This is a genomic window from Segatella baroniae B14 (genome assembly GCF_022024235.1).
Classification (GTDB): Bacteria; Bacteroidota; Bacteroidia; order Bacteroidales; family Bacteroidaceae; genus Prevotella; species Prevotella bryantii.
The window spans coordinates 2,436,648-2,459,749 of the sequence record NZ_CP091799.1 but is presented as its reverse complement, the minus strand read 5'-3'; the positions used below and the strand labels follow the sequence as shown (position 1 = coordinate 2,459,749).

At 38.3% G+C, this 23,102-nt stretch carries 14 protein-coding genes; 6 read left to right on the top strand and 8 right to left on the bottom strand.

The genetic code is table 11. The features are described from left to right. The first annotated feature begins 240 nt into the window (after positions 1 to 240). Entirely contained in the window at positions 241 to 1,698 is a 1,458-nt protein-coding gene (locus tag L6469_RS10280; protein WP_006282900.1) for a sialate O-acetylesterase, read from the top strand. Between the two features lie 28 nt (positions 1,699 to 1,726). Beyond that, a complete protein-coding gene (locus L6469_RS10275) occupies positions 1,727 to 3,916 on the top strand; it encodes an alpha-galactosidase (protein ID WP_006282899.1) in 2,190 nt (729 codons plus the stop codon). 82 nt (positions 3,917 to 3,998) lie between these two features. On the opposite strand, the gene L6469_RS10270 is transcribed toward L6469_RS10275, so the two are convergent. From L6469_RS10270 to L6469_RS10255, 4 genes are all read right to left on the bottom strand, one after another. Further along, a complete protein-coding gene (locus L6469_RS10270; RefSeq protein ID WP_006282898.1) occupies positions 3,999 to 6,356 on the bottom strand; it encodes a glycoside hydrolase family 3 C-terminal domain-containing protein in 2,358 nt (785 codons plus the stop codon). A gap of 42 nt (positions 6,357 to 6,398) precedes the next feature. Continuing rightward, a complete protein-coding gene (locus L6469_RS10265; protein ID WP_006282897.1) occupies positions 6,399 to 7,685 on the bottom strand; it encodes a glycoside hydrolase 5 family protein in 1,287 nt (428 codons plus the stop codon). Between the two features lie 151 nt (positions 7,686 to 7,836). Then, positions 7,837 to 8,697 (bottom strand): flagellar motor protein MotB, encoded by an 861-nt coding sequence (locus L6469_RS10260; protein WP_006282896.1) that lies wholly within the window; start codon positions 8,695 to 8,697, stop codon positions 7,837 to 7,839. 423 nt (positions 8,698 to 9,120) lie between these two features. Next, positions 9,121 to 9,477, bottom strand: a complete 357-nt coding sequence (locus tag L6469_RS10255) for a hypothetical protein (RefSeq protein ID WP_027453065.1) — start codon at positions 9,475 to 9,477, stop codon at positions 9,121 to 9,123. 187 nt (positions 9,478 to 9,664) lie between these two features. Between L6469_RS10255 and purL the strand changes: the two genes are divergently transcribed. The 4 genes from purL (at position 9,665) to L6469_RS10235 (ending at position 15,664) form a co-directional block, all read left to right on the top strand. Then, complete coding sequence (gene purL, locus L6469_RS10250; RefSeq protein WP_006282894.1) at positions 9,665 to 13,411, top strand: phosphoribosylformylglycinamidine synthase; 3,747 nt, start codon at positions 9,665 to 9,667, stop codon at positions 13,409 to 13,411. Positions 13,412 to 13,421: 10 nt separating this feature from the next. Continuing rightward, the gene (locus L6469_RS10245; RefSeq protein ID WP_006282893.1) at positions 13,422 to 13,982 is read left to right on the top strand and encodes a chromate transporter; all 561 of its coding nucleotides are present in this window, start codon (positions 13,422 to 13,424) and stop codon (positions 13,980 to 13,982) included. After that, positions 13,982 to 14,557 (top strand): chromate transporter, encoded by a 576-nt coding sequence (locus L6469_RS10240; RefSeq protein ID WP_006282892.1) that lies wholly within the window; start codon positions 13,982 to 13,984, stop codon positions 14,555 to 14,557. Before L6469_RS10245 ends, L6469_RS10240 begins: the two co-directional genes overlap by 1 nt. A 129-nt stretch (positions 14,558 to 14,686) precedes the next feature. Continuing rightward, positions 14,687 to 15,664, top strand: a complete 978-nt coding sequence (locus tag L6469_RS10235; protein WP_006282891.1) for a family 43 glycosylhydrolase — start codon at positions 14,687 to 14,689, stop codon at positions 15,662 to 15,664. A 338-nt stretch (positions 15,665 to 16,002) separates the two neighbouring features. On the opposite strand, the gene L6469_RS10230 is transcribed toward L6469_RS10235, so the two are convergent. The 4 genes from L6469_RS10230 to L6469_RS10215 form a co-directional block, all read right to left on the bottom strand. Then, positions 16,003 to 16,863 (bottom strand): helix-turn-helix transcriptional regulator, encoded by an 861-nt coding sequence (locus L6469_RS10230; RefSeq protein WP_006282890.1) that lies wholly within the window; start codon positions 16,861 to 16,863, stop codon positions 16,003 to 16,005. 180 nt (positions 16,864 to 17,043) lie between these two features. Continuing rightward, positions 17,044 to 19,362, bottom strand: a complete 2,319-nt coding sequence (locus L6469_RS10225) for a glycoside hydrolase family 43 protein (protein WP_237851087.1) — start codon at positions 19,360 to 19,362, stop codon at positions 17,044 to 17,046. A gap of 84 nt (positions 19,363 to 19,446) precedes the next feature. Beyond that, a complete protein-coding gene (locus tag L6469_RS10220; RefSeq protein ID WP_006282888.1) occupies positions 19,447 to 21,255 on the bottom strand; it encodes a hypothetical protein in 1,809 nt (602 codons plus the stop codon). Between the two features lie 71 nt (positions 21,256 to 21,326). Continuing rightward, on the bottom strand, positions 21,327 to 23,072 hold the full coding sequence (locus tag L6469_RS10215; RefSeq protein ID WP_006282887.1) for a RagB/SusD family nutrient uptake outer membrane protein: 1,746 nt from the start codon (positions 23,070 to 23,072) through the stop codon (positions 21,327 to 21,329). Positions 23,073 to 23,102 lie beyond the last annotated feature (30 nt).

Here is a 23,102-nt window from a genome sequence, read left to right as displayed (position 1 = left end):
TTTGAATAAAAACTGCTTTCACATCGGAAACATACTATTTAAAACACAATTAAATCATTTTGCTTAGACTCATCAAAAATGAAAAAGAGTATAAGTGATACTTTACATTTTCCACATCTATTTTTAGCAAGAAAGTATAAACGAAAGTCAATAAAGTATGCACTATATATCTAAAATATATCTATATTTGCAACATTATATACTTTAAACCTAACATTACAACTCATTAATTACTAACAAATGTTCAAAAAATTATTTCTATTTGCCGTAACAGCATTTTGCTTCTATCAGACACAGGCTAAAGTCAAACTTCCCCACATGATTTGTGACAATATGGTTCTCCAACAACAAACTGAAGCCCGATTGTGGGGATGGAGCAAACCTAACAAAGAAATTAAAGTCAGTGTATCATGGTCTAACGACATTTATACGACCCTAGCTAACAAGAATGGAAAATGGCTACTCAAGGTAAATACACCCGCAGCCAGCTATACTCCACTATCCATTACTTTTGATGACGGTGAACAAACAACCATCAAGAATATTCTCTCGGGAGAAGTTTGGGTTTGCGCTGGCCAAAGTAATATGGAATTTCCTATTAAAGGCTTTTGGAATTGTCCACTAGAAGGATATAACGAAACAGTGTCAGATGCCTCATCGGCCAAAGGAATTCATTATGTGAAAATTCCGAGCACTATGCGTATGGAACCACAGGAGGATGCCGATTGCAAATGGGAATCTATCAATATCAATACCATCAACGAATGTAGTGCTGTTGGATATTTCTTTGCTCGTGTCATGAAACGCACTTTAGATATACCAGTAGGACTTATACTTGCCAACAAAGGTGGTTCACGCGTCGAGAGTTGGTTGGATAAAGAGAATCTAAAAAAATATACCAAAGAGCCTTTAGATTCAACTAACATCATCAAGAAGTATTCTACTTATGATTACCTCAGACCATTAGTTTGGGGTAATGGAACTTTCCATCCCATCTTAAACTACACCATAAAAGGCATTTTATTTTATCAAGGTTGCTCTAATGTAGGTGACCCTGGAAATAAATATTCTGATAACCTTAAATTATTAGTAGAACAATGGCGTCGTGATTTCAAGTTGGGTGAAATACCCTTTTATTTTGTACAAATAGCACCTTATTATCAAGATGCAGAAGGGAAAAATGGTATTTCTGGTGCTCTACTTCGTGAACAACAGATACGTGCAGCCGATATTATTCCCAACAGCGATATTGTTTGCACGAACGACTTGGTATATCCCTTCGAATGGTCACAGATTCATCCTCGCAACAAAAAAACTGTTGGCGAACGACTCGCTTACATCGCTCTCAATCATAATTATGGCATAAAAAATCTATGGTGTGAAAGCATGCGCTATCAAGACATGACGATTTCTAATGACACTTGTTACGTTCGCTTAACTAATAATTATGGAGGAGTATCACGATTTGAAAATATTGAAGGATTTGAGGTTGCCGGTGCTGACAGAGTATTCCATAAAGCGACAGCCCAACATTACTGGAAAGCGGGCAACGATCCTAAAAACGAAACCATCGCAGTTTACTCTTCAGAAGTTAAAAATCCAGTCGCTGTACGCTATTGTTTTCGCAATTTTCAACTAGGTAATCTGAAAAACTGTGCGATGCTTCCACTCCTACCTTTCCGAACTGACAACTGGTAAAAACCAATAACACCTTAATTACAAATATATGAAAAAAATACTATTCAGCGCTTTATCCTTATGTTTTACAGGAATGCCTGCAATGGCTGAAAATATCACGATTCAGTCTAAAAACATATCACTCATTCTTGATATCGAAAAAGGGCAGCAACCTAAATATGTCTATTTCGGTCAAAAAATAAATCTTGGCGAACTTCAGTCACCTCAAGGTGGAAGAATGGAAGCCTATCCTGCCTACGGTTTAAATACTCCATCTGAATCGGCATTAGCCATACGACATGCAGATGGTAATATGTCTACAGAACTACAAATTACAGGTTATGACACCCAACAAAAAGGAAATACGACTATTACCACCATTCACATGAAAGACCCTATCTATGCACTTCAAGTAGATTTGAAATATCGTGCATATACAGATGTCGATATGATGGAAGTGTGGAGTGAGATTACTCATCAAGAAAAAGGTACCATTACTCTTACTCAATTTGCTTCAGGGATGTTACCTATTCGCCGAGGAAACGTATGGATATCACATCTTTACGGAACTTGGGCTAACGAAGCACAAGTAGTCGAAGAGCCCATACAACCTGGAGAACTTGTTATTCGCAATAAAGATGGTGTAAGAAACAGCCATACAGATCATGCCGAAGTTATGCTATCGCTTGATGGAAAAGCGCAAGAAAACACGGGCGACATTATTGGAGCAGCACTCTGCTACAGTGGCAACTATAAACTTAAAATGGTTACCGATGATACCGAATATCATTATCTTTTTGCAGGTATCAATGAAGATAACTCTGAATATCAACTGAAAAAAGGTGAGAAATTCATTACTCCTACATTAGCGTTTACCTTTTCAGATAAGGGACTGAGTGGAGCAAGTAGAAATTTTCACAAATGGGGACGTGATTATATGCTTAGTCATGGTAACCAAGAACGCATGATTCTACTCAATAGCTGGGAAGGAGTATACTTTGATATTAACCAAAAAGGTATGGATCAGATGATGGGTGACATCGCAGATATGGGAGGAGAACTATTTGTCATGGACGATGGATGGTTTGGAGGAAAATATCCTCGACTTACTGACAACTGTGCTTTAGGAGATTGGGTGGTAGACAAGAAAAAATTACCAGAAGGGATAGAAGGCTTACTCCGCGATGCCAAAAAGCATGGTATAAAATTTGGTATTTGGCTTGAACCGGAAATGACGAATACAGCCAGTGAACTTTACGAGAAACATCCAGACTGGGTGGTTAAAGCTCCGAAACGCAATGCCGTAAAAGGTCGTGGAGGTACCCAATTAGTTCTAGATATGGGCAACCCGAAAGTTCAACAATTTGTTTTCAATACCATCGACAATCTTCTGACGAAGTATCCTGATATAGCCTATATTAAATGGGATGCTAATATGTTTATACTTAATCACGGCAGTCAATATCTAGGCATGAACGAACAGAGTCATCTTTATATTAATTATCATCAAGGATTCAACAACGTCATGAAACGTATCCGCGCCAAATATCCTGATGTTATTATTCAAGCCTGTGCCAGCGGTGGTGGTAGAGCCAACTGGGGGGTACTACCTTATTTTGATGAATTTTGGGTTAGTGATAATACAGATGCATTACAACGTATCTATATGCAATGGGGAACGAGCTATTTCTTCCCAGCGATTGCTATGGCAAGCCACATATCAGCTGTACCAAACCACACCGTTTTCCGCACAACTGCTCTCAAATACCGTATTGATGTTGCCATGAGCGGACGTCTGGGCATGGAAATTCAACCTAAAAATATGACTAATGAAGAAAAGTCTCTCTGTAAAAAAGCAATTGCAGAATACAAAACTATTCGACCTGTCGTACAGTTCGGTAACATCTATCGTCTTCAGAGTCCATTTGATCACAAGGGCGTAGCATCACTTATGTATGTCAGTGATGCTAAGGATAAGGCTGTATTCTATTGGTGGAAAACAGAAACCTTTCAAAACCAACACTTGCCTCGCATCAAAATGGCAGGCTTAGATGCCAACAAAATGTATACTGTACACGAACTGAATCGCATAGATAATAAGGAATTAGACTGTGAAGGCAAAAGCTATAGCGGTGCATACTTGATGAATCATGGACTCGACATGCCATTAACCCATCATGTAGATTGGGATAAAAAAGACAGTTGGTCAAGTAGAGTTTTATACTTAACAGCTCAATAAACAGATTTCATTGCTAAAATGAAAAGAGGATATGCTTCAATAACATATCCTCTTTTCGTTTTTATATGATCCTATACAAAGATTATTTATTTCTTCTCAATAAGTTAAGCGTATGCTGTGGCTTCATGGCCTCACTGACCTTCTCTGTATATTCCACCAAACGAAGTTTAGCTGTACCAACCATATGAGCAGCATTATCACCTACCATAAATACATACTCACCAGCATCACCTTTCCACTGACTGTTAGCCTCATCAAAGCTCGTTAAGTCACGACGGTCTATTGTCATTGTTAAAATCTGGCTCTGACCTGGAGCTAATTCCTGAGTTTTAGCAAAAGATTTCAATTCCTTGACAGGTTTTTCATAATTACCTTTTGGAGCTTGAACATAGATCTGTGCCACCTGCTTGCCACTTGTTTTACCCGTATTCTTGACTGTAACCTTCACCTGTACCTTATCTTTTATTTGTTTAACAGCAAAGTTACTCATACTGAAAGTTGTATAACTCAAACCATAACCGAAAGGATAAGCTACCGGCTTATCAAAAGCATCGAAATAACGATATCCTACATAAATATCTTCATCATGATTAGTATAGTTTACACCTGCAAGATTATTAGCATAAAGTTTTTCTGTAAGATTATAATAATCAGGCTGCTGAGGGAAATTAGCTGTAGAAGGATGATCTACCGCAGCTATAGGCCATGTCATCGTAAGTCTTCCCGAAGGATTTGCTTTACCTGTTAATACATCTACTACAGAGTTACCACCTTCTTCACCAGGTTGCCATGCTACAAGAATAGCATCTACTAAATCACGCCAACTTGCAGTTTCCATAACACTACCAGAATTAATTACAACAATAACCGGTTTACCTTGATTATGGAAAACAGCACTGACGTTTGATATCATATCCTTTTCTTGAGCAGAAAGATTAAATTCACCTTCTATCTTACGATCAAGACCTTCACCAGCCTGTCTACCGATTGTAATAATAGCAGCCTGAGCCTCCGACACTTCATGTTCAACACAACGACGAGAAATTTCAATTTCATCTAGTTTAGGCTGTCCCTGATCCAAGAACCACATTTCAGGATTCTTATCTGCTTTCAACTTTGACTTGGCATAAGCTACGTACTTTTCATAAATGTCAGTCAACTGTGCTGTTGTACTGATACCAGCATTTTTCAATCCTTGAACCATATCTACCACATAAGGAACATTAACACAGCCAGAACCGAGACCACCACTCATAAAGTCATAGCTATTTACACCAAAGAGGGCGACCTTACTCATCTGCTTCATCGGCAAAATATGCTGACCATTCAGTTTACCATTCTTCAGTAAGACCATACCTTCAGTAGAAGACTGTCTAGTTATAGCAGCATGTGCTTTTAAATTTGGTGTATTCGAGAATTTATAACCCTTAAAACGAGGCGTTTTCACGATATATTCCAACATATTACGCACATTACGGTCTACATCTTTTATATCTATTTTTCCACTTTTCACTCCCTCAATGATATGATTTACTTGAGTAGGGAAACCAGGCATCAACAAATCATTACCAGCTTTGACAACATCACTTATTGGTAAATCAGCACGTTCACCTATCCAATCGGTCATAACGATACCCTTAAATCCCCAGTCTTGTCGAAGCACTTTAGTCAACAAATCATAATTGCCCTGAGAATATACTCCATTAATACGATTATAAGAAGACATGAGAGTCCACGGAGCACTCTTACGTACCATTATCTCAAAACCCTTGAGATAAAGTTCACGCAAAGCACGCTGACTGACACGTTCATCTACACGTGTACGATCAGACTCTTGCGAGTTTACAGCAAAATGCTTAGCAGATACACCTACCCCCTGACTTTGGATTCCTTTTACCATAGCAGCACCTATCAATCCCGTAACAATAGGATCTTCACTATAATATTCGAAATTACGGCCACAAAGCGGGTTACGATGCAGATTCATACCTGGACCTAAAATGGCATCACATCCATATTCCAAAGTTTCATTACCAATAGCCTTACCTACTTTTTCTACCAAATCTAAATTCCAGGTTGAAGCCAAACAAGTACCTATAGGGAAACCTGTAGCAAAGAAAGTTTGATTTGTACCCTTACGATATGCATCAATATGAACTCCAGCAGGACCATCGGCAACAACCGTCTGTGGTATACCCAAACGTGGGATTCCTGCAGTAACACCCGCAGCACCCGCCACCAACTTCGTTTGATGCCCCATAGCAGCTCCACTTCCTGGGAATCCAGCATTACCACAACCTGTTAAGAGTTGGGCTTTCTCTTCCAACGTCATAGCAGCAATAATCTCGTCAATATTGTCAGCTCGTAACTGAGGAGCCTGTGCCATTGATGCTCCAGACAAACAAATTCCTAACGCAAAAACACCAATTTTTTTATTCATTCTGTTGATAAATAGTTAGATTATAGATTATTCTATTCGTGATTATCGAATAGAAGATAAGATTTTACAATACTTTTTGACTATAGCCAATGTAGACTTATCTGTTACAAAAACGGAATTTAGCCCTTGCGCTTCTTGTGCAGGATCACCCGTATAGTCATCACCTACCTGCCACTGTTCATGTTTCGGTTTGGCTTCACCACCCCATCCCCAGAAGTTACATCCGGCAAAGAGCCCGCCTTTCGTAGCATTTTCAGCAACCAGCCCAAATACATACTGATAATAGCTGTCACGAGCATGGGTAGATGCCTCAAGATCAAATTTGAATCCGTCACGTGGGTATCCATATTCTTCCATAACAAGAGGTTTTTGCAATCGCTTACAGATAATCAAATGATGATCTATATACTCTTTCGTATTTTTTTTGGCCCGAGGCAAATTTTCTATCAAGGAGTCAGCCTTAGCCCAACTCCAATTATAAGGCCATAAATGAACATTACAGTAATCGATATTTTTATCAGCACAAATCTGCTCATATACTTTTTCATCATTCTCGCATCCCCAAGAACCTTCACTACCGATAGAAATCAGATGATTAGGGTCTAGCTTGCGAATCAGTGCAGAAGCTTCAGATAACCATTGTGCAAATGCAGGAAGAACTTTCTTGCTGAAAGCACGAGGTTCATTACCTATCTGCCATGACATAATGGTCGGATCATCGATATAACGTTTACCTGTATAACGATTGGTACGGCTCAAAATAAATTTCACATAATCATAAAAGAGTTGATGCGCTTTTTTATTGGTAGCAAACTTGGATACAAAATTCATGAAAGCAGGATATCCATCTTCATTTGGCCGCGGAGCTTTGCCTTCGCCAGCATGTTCCAGATAAAAGCCATATCCACCACTCCACTCCCATGAATTATTAAGATAGAGAACAGCTACCATGTTACGCTTTCCCATTTCTGCCAGTAAATAATCCAAACCTGCCATAATTGTATCATTATATACTCCCGGAGCAACTTGTAAAGTAGGTTCAACTTTGGTTTTTACACCTCGTAAGCCATCAGATCCGACCAAAATACGAAGATTATTGATTCCCAAACGCTGCATATGATTAAGCTCCCTTTTCAAACGAGCGCGATTACCTCCCTGGCCTTCCGAACCAAGTATTGCACCATACCAGAAATTGGTTCCGACATAATAATACGGTTGATTTCCTCGCCAAAATTTACCATCATGGCAAGAAATGATCTGGGCTTGTAAAGTAATTCCGTAAAGAAAAAGAATTATTAAGGTAATAATTGTTCTAAATAATGTTTTCATATTGCAAATATAAAACAAAATAATGAAAGATGATGATATTATTTTTGCTAAAATTTGCCTTTATTTTATATTTGCCTTTGAAAATCAAGCACCAAAAAAGGCATGTCCCCATAAGGGACACGCCTTTTCTATGAATATTATAATTTTCTAATTACTTCTGAGCATCATTTGGAGCTTTGTCTATCAAATCCATAAACTGATCTAACTTAGGAGTAATGATAATCTGAGTACGACGGTTACGCTGCTTACCAAGTTCTGTATCATTTGTAGCGATAGGATTATACTCACCACGACCACCTGCAGTCAAACGCTTAGGATTGATACCATAGTGATCCTGAAGATACTGTACTACAGAAGAAGCACGGAGTGCGGAAAGGTCCCAGTTATTGCGGATGTTCTTCATAGAAACCGCCTTAGTATTTACAGGAACATTATCTGTATTACCCTCGATAAGAACATCATAATCCTTATAGTCCTTAATAATCTTAGCAATCTTGCTCAAAGTCTGTTCTGCACGATCATTAACCTCGTAAGAACCACTCTTATACAACATATTATCAGCTAAAGAGATGTAAACTACACCTTTCAGAACCTGAACATCTACTTCCTTCATTTCATCCTTACTCAAAGAGCGAGTAAGATTGTTGGTCAATACCATATTCAAAGAGTCGCTCTTGCTCTTCACCTCTACAAGATGACGAATATACTGGTTACTCTCATTGATCTGGTCTACCAACTTAGAAATGTTGATATTATTAGAATTGGCATTTGTCAAACTCTTATCCAATGAAGACTGCAATGATGCATAGTCTTTCTTAGACTGAGCCAACTGATCTTCAAGAGATGTAACACGAGCGTTTGCAGCTGCCAATTGCTCCTTAGCATTCTGATAGTTGCCTGTCAACTCTCTATTTTCGTTCTGGCAGTTTTCCAACTCTTTTTTGCTAGCACAGCTAGAAACTACTAAAGCGCCAGCCATTAATGTCATCACTAATAATTTACTTTTTTTCATATAGTATTGGAATTTTATTTTTGTTTATTTATGTGCAAAGTTATCAATAAGACGTACTTTACCAAGAAAAGTATAATTCCTTTAAAATATTTTAACCCCATAACCGTCAAAATGACACGATTTTAACAATTTAACTATAAAAAACACAGACTATTACGAAACGATTTGCCAACAAACTGATTATATTTTTCATATTCGCCAGTACGACTCACTCATTTTTTAATTGATAAAAAAACAGTCATGTTAATAAATAACTATAAATCAACAATTTACGAAATCAAGAAAAATGTGCGATTTTTAAGATGTTTGATATATTTCCAACTATATCCCCCCATACAAACATAATCCTCCACCCATTTCTCACGAAATAGATGGAGGTCTGAGATAACTTATAAAATTGGTTTTATATTTGGATGAAATTAATTATTTCTTCTTATTTCCAGGACCACGTTGTGGTTCAAGTTTTTCATAAGCACTATACTGGCTATCATTTAGGATAGATTTCAACTCATTCAAATACTTTTTATGCTGAGCCATTCTTTTATCCATATCTTCTTTAGATGGACGTTCACCTTTTTCACCAGGTTTACCTGGAGCTTTAAAGAGATCTGCATATTTACTTCTCAACTTAGAGAATTTCGCAGCTGTTTTCTTATCCAGATTTAATTTATCAACAATCTGTTCAGTAGTATAATGCTTAGGGCGCTGATGACCTGGCTCTTGTGCCAATGCAACAGTCATAGACAATGCTGCAACTAATGTTAACATAACTTTCTTCATAACTCTTCTAATTCAATTTAAAATCCAATTGCAAATGTATAGTAATTGATTGTCACGAAGAAAAGATTTCAGTAAAAAGCTTTTTTTTTTAAGCGAACCGGTCAAGAATAGTTATTCTTTTATTTTGATATGTCTACTTTTTGCAGTACCTTTGCACCCAAGATTATAACACCTGAATTTTTAAAGTATGATTCTTTTTTTTAGAACTCAATCTAAGAGTGTAGTTGCGACTGAAATTGATCATCAGCCGGAACAGAATGAAATCAATGAACTTTGTTGGCTTTATGGCGATGCAACCCTTGAGGATGCCCAGGAACTTAAAGGCTTCTTCATTGGCCCACGTCGTGAAATGATCACTCCTTGGAGTACAAATGCCGTTGAGATTACCCAGAATATGAGTCTTAACGGCATTTCGCGCATAGAGGAGTATTTCCCTGTTGAGTCAAAAGACGCTGAGCACGATCCTATGCTTCAGCGTATGTATGATGGTATTGACCAGACGATTTTTACCGTTAATCACGAGCCAGAACCAATCAAGTACGTTGATAACCTAGAAAAGTATAACGAAGAAGAAGGTTTGGCACTCAGTGTAGACGAAATAGCTTATCTACATAAGCTTGAAAAAGAAAATGGTCGTCCACTGACAGACTCAGAAATCTTCGGTTTCGCCCAAATCAATTCAGAGCACTGCCGTCATAAGATTTTTGGTGGTCAATTTATTATTGACGGACAAGAAAAGGAGTCTTCTCTTTTCAATTTGATTAAGAAGACTACTCAAGAAAATCCACATGAGATTCTTTCTGCCTATAAAGATAATGTAGCATTCTCTCAAGGTCCAGTTGTTGAGCAATTTGCACCACAAGATCAGAGCACTGCAGATTATTTCCAAATTAAGGATATCGAGAGTGTTATTTCTCTCAAGGCTGAGACACACAACTTCCCTACCACTGTAGAACCTTTCAATGGTGCAGCAACAGGTACTGGTGGTGAGATTCGCGACCGTATGGGTGGCGGTGTAGGATCTTGGCCAATCGCAGGTACAGCATGCTACATGACTTCTTATCCTCGTTTGAAGGATGACAACGGCAAGAGCGATATTGAGCGCGACTGGGAGGATATTCTTCCTGTTCGTAACTGGCTATATCAGACTCCTGAGCAGATTTTGATTAAGGCATCTAATGGTGCCAGCGACTTCGGTAATAAATTTGGTCAGCCACTGATTACCGGTTCTCTTCTGACTTTCGAACATCAAGAAAATAACGAAAAGTACGCTTACGACAAAGTCATCATGCTTGCTGGTGGTGTAGGTTATGGCAAGAAGCGCGACTGCTTGAAGAAGGAACCTCGTACAGGCAACAAAGTTGTACTTGTTGGTGGTGATAACTATCGCATCGGTCTTGGTGGTGGTAGTGTTAGTTCTGTTGATACAGGCCGCTATAGCAATGGTATTGAGCTTAACGCTATCCAGCGTGCTAACCCTGAAATGCAGAAACGCGACTACAACTTGGTTCGTGCTCTTGTTGAAGAAGATTCAAACCCTGTTGTTTCTATCCACGACCACGGTAGTGCAGGTCACCTGAACTGTTTGTCAGAGTTGGTTGAAGAATGTGGTGGTGAAATCGATATGACCAAATTGCCTATCGGTGATAAGACTTTGAGCGCTAAGGAAATTATCGCCAATGAGAGCCAGGAACGTATGGGTCTGTTGATTGATGAGAAATATCTCGAGCACGTACAGAAGATTGCAGATCGTGAACGCGCTCCTATGTATGTAGTAGGTGAAACTACCGGTGATGCACACTTCAGTTTCAAACAGGCTGATGGTATTAAACCATTTGATCTTGATGTAGCTCAGATGTTTGGTCATACACCAAAGACAATTATGGTGGATGAAACTGTTGAAAGAAAATATGAGGATGTTACCTATTCAGCAGACAAACTCGATGAATATATTAATCGAGTACTTCAGCTCGAAGCTGTTGCTTGTAAAGACTGGTTGACGAATAAGGTAGACCGTTCGGTTACAGGTAAGGTAGCTCGCCAGCAGGGTCAAGGCCAAATTCAATTACCATTAAGCGACTGTGGTGTTGTTGCTCTCGACTACCGTGGCAATGCAGGTATTGCGACCGCACTCGGTCATGCTCCTCAGGCAGGTTTAGCAGATCCAAAGGCAGGTTCTGTACTTTCAGTTGCAGAATCTCTTACCAACTTGGTATGGGCTCCATTAGGCCGCAAGGGAGATGAAGAAAAGCGACCTCTAGACTACGTAAGTCTGTCTGCTAACTGGATGTGGCCTTGCCGTAGCCAAAAGGGTGAAGATGCTCGTCTTTATGAAGGTGTTCAGGCATTGAGCGATTTCTGCTGCGCTATCCATGTCAACGTACCTACTGGTAAAGACTCACTCTCTCTAACCCAGCAATATCCTAATGGTGATAAGATTATCTCTCCGGGTACTGTTATCGTCAGTGCAGGTGGTGAAGTCTACGATATCAAGAAGACCGTTAGCCCTGTTCTTGTAAACGACAAGAATTCAAGTTTGTATCATATCGACTTCAGTTTTGACGACCAGCACTTAGGCGGATCTGCTTTTGCACAAAGTCTCGATAAAGTTGGTAGTGATGTTCCTACTGTAAAGAACCCAGATTACTTCGTTGACTGTTTCAATGCTGTTCAGGAACTCATTAAGAAGGGATGGATCATGGCTGGTCATGATATCTCAGCAGGTGGTATGCTGACAACTCTTCTCGAAATGACCTTCGCAAATACAGAAGGTGGTATTCATATCAACTTGCATGATATCGCTTGTGATGATATTGTAAAGACTCTCTTTGCAGAAAATCCAGGTGTCATCATTCAGGTAAGCGATGAACACAAGCAAGAACTCAGAAAGTATCTTGAAGACAATGGTATTGGCTTTGCTAAGATTGGCTATCCAACTCCAAACAATCGCAAGTTGATTATCAAGAAAGAAGGTTTCGAGCATGAATTTGACATCGACATTCTTCGCGATGCATGGTACAAGACTTCATACTTACTCGATCGCAAGCAGAGTATGGGTGGTATGGCTAAGAAACGTTATACCAACTATAAGAAGCAGCCTATCGAGATGAAGTTTAATGAGAACTTCGATGGCTCATTAGCTAGCTATGGTATCAGTGCAGATCGCAGAAAGCCATCTGGCATCAAAGCTGCGATTATCCGTGAGAAAGGTACTAATGGTGAGCGCGAAATGGCTTACACGATGTATTTAGCCGGGTTCGATGTTAAAGATGTTATGATGACTGACTTAATTAGTGGTCGCGAAACACTTGAGGACGTAAACTTCATCGTATACTGTGGTGGTTTCTCTAACTCTGACGTACTCGGAAGTGCAAAGGGTTGGGCTGGAGCATTCCTTTACAATCCAAAGGCAAAAGAAGCACTCGACAAGTTCTATGCTCGTGAAGATACACTTTCTCTAGGTATCTGTAATGGTTGTCAATTAATGGTTGAGCTCAATCTCATCAACCCTGAACATAAACATCGTGCACATCTCTGCCACAACAATAGCAAGAAGTTCGAAAGTTCATTCTTAGGGCTCACCATTCCACAGAATAACAGTGTTATGCTTGGCAGTCTGTCTGGCAACAAACTCGGAATTTGGGTAGCTCACGGAGAAGGTCGTTTCTATCTTCCAGAACCTGAGGATCACTACAATGTAATTGCTAAATACAACTACGCAGAGTATCCAGGTAACCCTAATGGAAGTGACTACAATGTTGCAGGTATCTGTTCTGCAGATGGTCGTCATCTTGCAATGATGCCACACCCTGAGCGTGCTATCTTCCCATGGCAAAACGCTTGGTATCCAGCAGACCATCGCAACGATGATGTTACTCCATGGATGGAGGCCTTTGTCAATGCCCGTAAGTGGATTGAAGAGCGCATAAAATAATAATTTGTAAATGACAGAACAAAAGAAAGACAGTATATACTGGAAGTCTTTTAAGACATTCTTTAAGATTGGCGCAGTCACCTTTGGAGGTGGCTACGCCATGATTCCTATTATAGAAGAAGAAGTTGTAAACAAGAATAAATGGATAAGTAAAGAAGAATTTCTTGACTTGATAGCAATAGCCCAAAGCTGCCCTGGTGTATTTGCTGCCAATATCAGCATCTTCATTGGTTATAAACTGAAAGGAACAACTGGAGCTATCGCAACATGCTTGGGGACTTGCTTACCTTCGTTTTTGATTATTCTTGCTATCGCCATGTTCTTCCATGAATTTCAAGATAACAAAATAATAGCAGCAATATTTGCAGGCATACGTCCAGCTGTAGTTGCCCTTATTGCCGCACCAACATTTAATTTAGCCAAAAGTGCACATATCAATCTTACCAATTGCTGGATTCCTATAATTAGTACTTTATTCATTTGGATACTTCAAGTAAATCCAATTTGGGTTATTATAGCAGCAGGCTTCAGTGGTTACTTATATGGTCAATTTATTAAACCAACAGAATAATGATATTTTTGCAGCTTTTTATTACTTTCTTTGAAATTGGTCTTTTTGGTTTTGGTGGCGGTTATGCTATGATTTCACTGATTCAAGGTCAGGTTGTAACTCGTTATCATTGGATGTCAATGAGTGAATTTACAAATGTCATTGCAATCTCGCAAATGACACCAGGTCCTATAGGCATCAACTCAGCTACTTATTCTGGGTATACAGCTATTCATAATGCAGGTCATGGTGCGTTTCTTTCAGTTTTAGGAAGTGCAATTTCTACTTTTGCACTGATATTGCCATCGCTCATCCTCATGATACTTATCTGCAAACTATTTATGAAGTACATGCATACGAATGCCGTACAAAGCATATTTGCAGGCTTACGTCCTACAGTTGTAGGCCTTTTAGCTGCAGCCACGATGTTATTAGTAAATCCAGAGAATTTTTCAACGCCAACAGAAAATCCATGGACTTTCTATATCAGTGTATACCTATTCTTATTTACTTTCGTTGGCACTATGTATATGAAAATTAATCCAATCCGCTTGATTGGATATGCAGGTATTGCCGGTCTTCTCCTTTTATATTAGCGTATTACACACTACTTCTTTGTAACATAAGTATTTGTGCAAAGTAAAACTTTATTTAACGTAATAAACTTGTAAATTTTGTAGAATATTTGTAAATTTACACCAAATATAACCTACAAAACTTACAACATGATATTAACTCTTTTATTCAGTCTTTTTACCTCATTTACAACGGATACAGCATTCGTTCATGACCCCGTTATGGCCTACGAGAACGGCATCTACTATATGTATTCTACTGGTCGAAATATCCAAGTGATGACATCGCCTAATCGAAAAAGCTGGACACTAAACCAAACTGGAGTTCTCCCCAATATCCCTTCCTGGACTCACGACAGTGTACCAGGATTCAAAAATCATATCTGGGCACCAGACATTATACAATGGCATCAACAATGGTGGATGGCCTACAGTTGCTCTACGTTTGGTAAAAACACTTCAGCTATTGGATTACTACAAGCTTCCAATTTAGCCATCAATCAGTGGACCGATAAAGGATGCCTAATAAATAGCCATGCAAAAAGAGATAACTGGAATGCTATTGATCCTAATTTTGTAAAAGACGAGGATGACAATCTCTGGCTTACATTTGGCAGTTTTTGGGATGGCATTCAACTTATCAAATTACAGGAACAAAACGGAACCTTAACTCAAGATCCTAATGTAGCTCAACTAACTATAGCAAGGAGATATCACAACAATGCTCCAAACAATATGAAAAACCCAACTTCAAAAAATGCAGGTATCAATGCCATAGAAGCCCCATTTATATTCAAACATGACAATTGGTATTATCTTTTCGTAAGCTGGGATTATTGTTGCCGAGGCGCAAAAAGCAATTACCGTGTAGTAGTAGGAAGAAGTAGGAGTATTACAGGGCCTTATATCGATGAAAATGGCATTTCCATGACAGAAGGTGGCGGAACACTCGTTTTAGAAGGAGATAAAAAAGTATATGAAGCTGCTGGACACTGCGCTGTATATCATTTTAATCACCAAGATCTATTCATATGTCATGGCTACAATCTGCAACTCGACGGAATGAGCACACTGATTCAGCGCAAAATACATTGGAAAGAAAATGGTTTTCCACAACTAGAAGAATAATGATGTTCAAAAAAGATGGGAGCGTCCCCAAGACGTCCCCATTGCTCTTATAAAATCCCTAAAAAACCTTTTTAAACTTAAAATACCTATTAAAAAGATCGATTCTAAATTTAAATAATGCGAATAAATTAACCTTTATAAACCTAATAAAACCAATTATATATTTTTATTCCATAAATAGAATGTTCTGTTTATCTTATATTGCAAATATAATTAATAATAAAATAAATATTGTAAGATATTTTTACGCAAACTATCATATTTGTGAAAACTTTTATCGAATATGTTGTTTAAAAGTAAATAGTACACTTGTGTGGTCGATAACATAAGTGGAGATTTTACAATTGTTCTCGCAAAATTCTTGCAGTCATTCCAAAATGTTTTTTACAAAACTCATTAAGATGGGTTTGCGAAGAAAAATTCAATTCATCAGCAACCTGCTTCAATGGCATATTCGTGTTATGGATATAATACAAAATTCGTTCTGCTTTACGTTTCTGTAACCAAACCTGTGGAGTCTCATTAAACTCCTTCTTAAATAAACGATGAAAATGACTTCGCTCTAATCCCATTTTCTCAGCAATAATAGTAATAGAAGTTTCTTGATCAGCCAGTAACTTTACTTTAGTCTTAAAATCGGAAGAATTATCATGAGTAACTTGAAATAGTTTTAAAAAGTCATGATTTGAGAACTGTGAATTTAAGACTATAAAAAGTTCACACTCTTTGAGACGATAAATAGCACTATAGACCATATCCATTTTGATATATGAATACACCGTTCTCAAAATATTTCGCACTAACTGAGGACTATTATAAGCAGTCTGCTGCTTATGAAAAAACATGGTTGGCTGTTTATCATCTTCAGGATGACTAAACTTGAGCCAATGACATAGAGTCTCAATAAACCCCGTTTGAAGTATGATTACTTCTGTTACCTGAGTTGCCTGCAAACATACATCAAACTCATTGGAGACAAATGCAAAATATCCCTCAGACACTTCTTCAAAAACCTCCTGTATTATGGAAAAACGCAAATGCCCGGAAAATACATAGATGAAGCGACTTTTAGTAGTGGGCAAAACACGCATAGACTCGCCTGCAGCCAATCTATGCAACCGAAAACCGACTTCAGAATCATTTTCACTGCAATATTGGCCCACCAACAAGTTTAGACTATTATTCAAAATTGGTCTCATGGTATTCTATTAATGCGATAATAAATTTAGTTCGTAAAGATAAATTATATTTTCGAAAAATGCAAATTTATTTTTGACGACAGTTACAAAAAAGATGGGGATGAGCCTACTTCACAGTATTTTCACCCCCTATTTCATCAAGAAAAATATTTTCTATAAAAGTACAAAATCTATAAAAGACTATTTGCTAATTCTCTTTTTACCATTCCGGATAACAATTCCCTGATAATTATCATCTACAAGTTGCCCCTGCATATTATAGGTTTTACCGTTCTGTACCAAAGTATCATCACACGAAATAGAATTAATCCCAAGAGTCAATCCATCAATATAAGAGCCTTCATTTACAAAGAATAGAAGTATATTAGATGGAGCACCATCTATAGTCTTCTCAAAAGAGTAATTATACTTTTTGCCAGTAGCCGTATTTATAACCGATTTCATTGTGAACAAACCATCTTTAGAATAAGTAACGGTCATATCTACTAATGAACCATCCATATCCTCCTTGAAAGTATCCCAATTAAAATCAGACGTACATCCCGTATTATTGGCAGCCGTATTATTATAATTATCATTTCGTATACCAAAATACTCCTTATAGCCACCATCATTAGGAGCTACGTTTGCACCATAAAGGCACCAGTTATGCCAATTATTAGCCTTATCACTATAATTATAAAAATGAAAGTTGAGCTGATCACCGAGCTCTATAGCATACTGGTTTTGAGAGAAATTCTGCCACCAACCAGAATTTGTATTTTTTATCACAGATGTAGGATAAGCAGTAGTTAGTTTATCACTGCTATTTTCTACTTTATAAAGCCACATCGCCTGTTGGTAATTATGCGTACCACACACTGCAGAAATAGCAACAGCTGGCGTGTTAACCATTTTATCTACATTCTGGCGAATCATGACACCAAAATAATTCAAACCTCCTATTGTTAACTTGATATACGACTTCGAATTATCTGTAAAGCTCCATGTGCCAGTTTTTCCACCTGTTATTTTACCATCAGACGTTAATGTAACAGTTATAGCCTCAGAGACCTGTTTTTTTTCATAATCCAATCGATATGGATGAACTATCAATTGGTAAGAACCCGCTATCTCCGTTTCATCAAAAAGGCGTTTACTCTCAATATCTTTTTGAGTAGTCTGCTTACCTGTATAACGGAAAGGAGATGCGACAAGATACCCATTCTCATTAACAAACAGCTGACGAACACGTACCTGATGACCTTCGCCACCATCTACAAAACGACTATGGTAAACCAAGAAAGCATCACCATTCTCATCCACAAGTACAGAATTATGTCCTTGAGCCAATTCCCCCTCATTATTTGCGCCCCATGCACCCATTGCGCCAAGAATACGAGCACCACGCTTATCACCACTAGTACCAAAGTTCTTCACATAAGAAGAATATATCGCATTATCATAAGGACCATCAATGCTCTTAGAACGGAATACACGCATTTCATATCCTCCCGTAGAAGTAAGACCACCATAAGAAAGGAATAGATAATAATATTCACCGATTTTCTCTATATATGGACCTTCGCCAGAAACATAATAACCACCAGCTATCTTTTTGCCAAAATAGGGGTCAGAAGTACAGTTTGCATTAGCTGCTCCAGGAGTAGTAACTTCTCCATTAATCTCATAAGGATAAATTGCGGTATAATCGCGTAAGCCCGTATTTTGATCTAACTGTATCTGGAAAATTCCACCCGACCATGAACCATATGTAAGATAAAGTTTACCATTATCATACTTCACACACGGATCTATACAGTTTGGCCAATAGGTGCCCCAATGGGTAGAAACATTATAACGTTCAGGAAGAGATGTTGCACCAGTTGCTATGGCTAAATCTGTATGTTTCCAATCATCAGAAGCACTATAGCCATTATGGATATACGTTCCCTGAAAACCAGAAAAGACAACCGGTCCCTGATAGATATAAGGACCTTCTATCTGATCAGCTGCAAGACATACAATAGCAGAGCACCAATTGCTACCATTAACAGACATATACATCAACCACTTCCTCATGGTTGGATTCCAAATAACATCAGGAGCCCACTGATTACCTTGGATATTATCACCAGTATACTGCCAGTCATGAATATTATAAGTACCAAAAGTTACTTCATTTCCCTGGTAATCTTTTACCCGTGTTACAGCGTTAGAGTTATAAGCATCAGCATAGGTTACTTGATGACCAGAAGGATTAGCAAAAAGTGTACAAGCACTTGTTTCACCACCACCAACACCAGAGGTCCAGTTAATCAAATCTGTAGTCTTTGAAACGGCCAAATGGGAACCAAAAATATAATATGTTCCTGCATTGTCATAGACAACAGACGGATCGTGGACAGTCGTCTCTGCATAAGATTCTCTTAAATTGGAAGCCTGTTGACCATCAGTCTGTGCTAAAGAAGTACAAGCCAAGGATAGAAAAGCTATTGATATTAAAAACGGTTTATTCATGATTATATTTTTTCTTGAATGAAAGATAAGAGAAGGAGTGGAAACTTGCTATTTCCACTCCCTGGTTATAAAAATTAAGTATTGTCATCTACGTATAAAACAATGATTGCTCTTAGCCTGGGCACTATTAAATATCAAGTGGCTACCATCAACCGTAAATGCAAACTGCAAATCATTCGGATCTACAGTGCTGAGACCAATATAATACTGTGTATACAGATTATCGTCAGTACCAGTCATTACTGCTTGAACGTCTGCAGTACCATTATTACAGTTGGTGATATAAACTGTTACATCAGAACCATTCATAGCAGCAAGCCATGTTGCCCAATCACTTTGTCCGCCACTCAAAAGAGCCGTAGAATAGCCATTTCCCCAACCATAATTATCTGCACGAACAACAGCATATTCTGTTAAAGCGGCATTACGAAGAATAACAACGAAGTTATTCCAATTGGCAGAGCCCGCATAGTTTTTGAAAGAAACAACATATGTCTTACCTGCAGGAACCTGAATATCATTAGAGAATGCAGTCCACCAAGCGGTAGAATTATCCTCTGCACCTATATTAGTTGGAGTAGGAACAACACCGACTTCTTCTGAAGCTTCAACGTTTACATTGACAGTTGCAGTCTTTCCATTATTAGTAGAAACAGTAACCGTATGTGTACCAAGGGCTGCAGAGACAGCCGAGAATGTAAGTTTTGAGTTATCAATAACTGCAGTTTTTCCACTTACATAGGTAGCAACAACTTCCATGCCTGTAGGATCAAATGCCATCGTTCTATTTACGAAATCTGAAGTAGCAATTGACTCATAAGTATAATAAGTTGTACGAGTAGGCTGTTGAGTAATCGAAATAGATTCTATCTGCTGCACAACATTAAACTTGGTGTTAGCAACAATTGGAGTAGAAGCAAGTTCACCCTTAAATGTCTTGTTATAAATGGCTACGAGAGTTTTTTCACCTTCGACATTCATATCATTGATAGCTGAGAAATAAAGTTCAGAAGCAGGCACGTTCTTCACGACACCTTCCTCGAAGGTAATATCTGCAGATACATTGGCCATTGCCTCATTAAGATCAGAACCAATATTAACTTCATCAGGTACATTATTCAATACCATAGAAATAGGCTGTTTATCATTAGCTGATGTATAACCACCTATAGGTTCGATATTTGACTGTAAGAAGTTAATATAAGAGCCTTCAGGAACAAGGAAACAACGAATGTTAGCATTCGCTGCATCTGTATTAAGATTACTCAATTTATAAGGTTGGGTATATGTCTTTGTCACAGTACCATTGGTAATTTTGATAAAGAATGTATCAGCTTTAGAACGGTCTACAGTCAAAGTTACTTTACCACCTAACTTTTGCACATTAGCATCTAAATTACTAGCATCAGGCGCCATCAACATGCTACTATTCGTATATTTAAAATATAAGTTACCCCATTGTGAATTATAAGTAGCAGAGTCACCAGTTGCATCAAAACGAAAAGCTCCATACTCTGCATAATTTGTTGCGCCACGATCTTCATCGTTTGTAATAACAAGAGCAAAATTTTTATAATAGGTATTATCAGAAGGATTAATATTCAAATTGAACACAGCATTCCATTTCTGATTATCAGGGATGACATAATACTTTGAGAATGCAGACCACCATCCTGAGGTAAAATCGGTTTTGCCAATGGTATATACATCTTCCTGCATTCCTTCAAGAACTTCTTCGTCTGTTGTTTTAGAATTTTCGATAGAATCAATCTTCGCTGCAATCCAATCTGGTGAATCTATTTTATACAGATCACCCCCCTCACAACTTGTCATCGCCAACAATCCTAAGGCTGTTGAGCAAAATAGAGTTGCTATTTTATTGAGATATTTCATATTTTTAAATTATTTAGGTTTGGAATGCTACCTCATAGCCTATATCTACTCCATGAGGTAACATAAAATCATTATTTACTCAAGTCAACAACAGGATGAACGGTCCATCCTTTCTGTTCAAAGTATGATTTATTACTTTCACTATTATTTGCAGAGTTGCCAACAAGATTAGGATTACTATTCATCAATGTCTGAACAATAGGAATAAATTCGTGTCCCTGAACATATGTATCAAAAGAACACTTCAACTCAGAATCAATTCCTACCTGCGCATAACTTACAGGATCTTTTGCACGATGCAAAGAACGACGGAAGGTTTCATGTTCTTTCAACTGTTGCTGACGATCTGAAGTAAGGAAGAATCCCCAACGTATCAAATCAAAGCCGCGACCAAACTCACATCCAAATTCCTTAGGACGCTCTACATTAGCTATTTGCTCAAAGAGTTTATCCTTGGTATCAAAGTCAGTCAAGTTTAAATCGGCCAAGTTAGCACGCTCACGCACCTGATTAATCCAGTCAATAGCCTGCTGTGTAGGGCCATTTACTTCATTCTCACATTCTGCTGCACGAAGCAACACATCTGAATAACGCATCATACGAAGATTGATACCATCATGTAAACCAGTGGCTACACTTGAATATAGACCTGTACGCATATTGGTATTCTTAGCGATAGGAAGACCTCCATTGGTATTATTGGTCATGATCGTGTCTGTGGCTGTCATTGGTACAGTGTAGCCAACATTGCCATATTCAAACCCCTCCCAATCTGCTTCATAAGTACCAATAGTCCAATACAAACGCGGATCGAGTTTACCTGCAGTAGTACGTTCTGCTTTAAACAGATTATAAAGCCATGGAGAAGCAGATAAGTCAGCCCAGCCTCCATATACACCTGGACAGAAATTACTTTCTACAGCAGAACCTTGAGTTGCATTCTTACTCGTATTTACAGGAGTCCACTCGTCATCTGTACCTTGCGAACCATAATCAAGGAATTGAATCTCGAAGAGGCTCTCATCATTATTCTCATATTGTGAACCTTCACGGAAGTTATCACCATAATTAGCCATAAGCTTATAAGTACCATACTTTTTGTTGATAATATCCTTAAGTACGGTAAGAGCCTCGCTATATTTGTGGCGTTGCATCAGAGCACGAGCATAGTAACCTGCAGCAGCTCCACATGTTGCTCTACCTTTAGCCCACTCATCACCAGCATCACGTGAAGGAAGCAAAGTCATAGCCTCTGCTAAATCTTTCTCAACCTGATCAAGAACTTCATCGTAAGAGGAATTTTTGGCATAAAGACCATCGAGGGTAGAATATGTGCTATAATCCGTAATCAAAGGAGGATTCTGGAAATATCCTGCCAGATTATAATAGGCAAGTCCACGAAGGAAAAGGAATTGTCCCTTAATACGTTTCATTGACTCTGAAAGCACAGTATCATCATCACCACATTTAGAAAGACCGAAATTACAAACATTAATGGTATAATACCATTCACGCCATATCCACCAGCCAATATCACCATCTTCTGGAAGATTATAATCATCGAAAGGCATATACCACACTTGCGATGAATTCCAAACCTCGTCGCCACGTGTTACGTCAATCGTATAACCAACACGGGCATACGATCCCTCCATACGAATATGGTTATAAGCAGCTACTACATTTTCCTCCAATTCGTCAACACCAAAGTTGGCTGTAGTCTGTTCATTTGGATTTTCTACATTCAACTTGTCACTGCACGATGTCAATGTACTGATACCTAATAACATCGCCAAGGAAATATTATATAATTTCATATTTAATGATTCTTATTTAAATAATTGTCA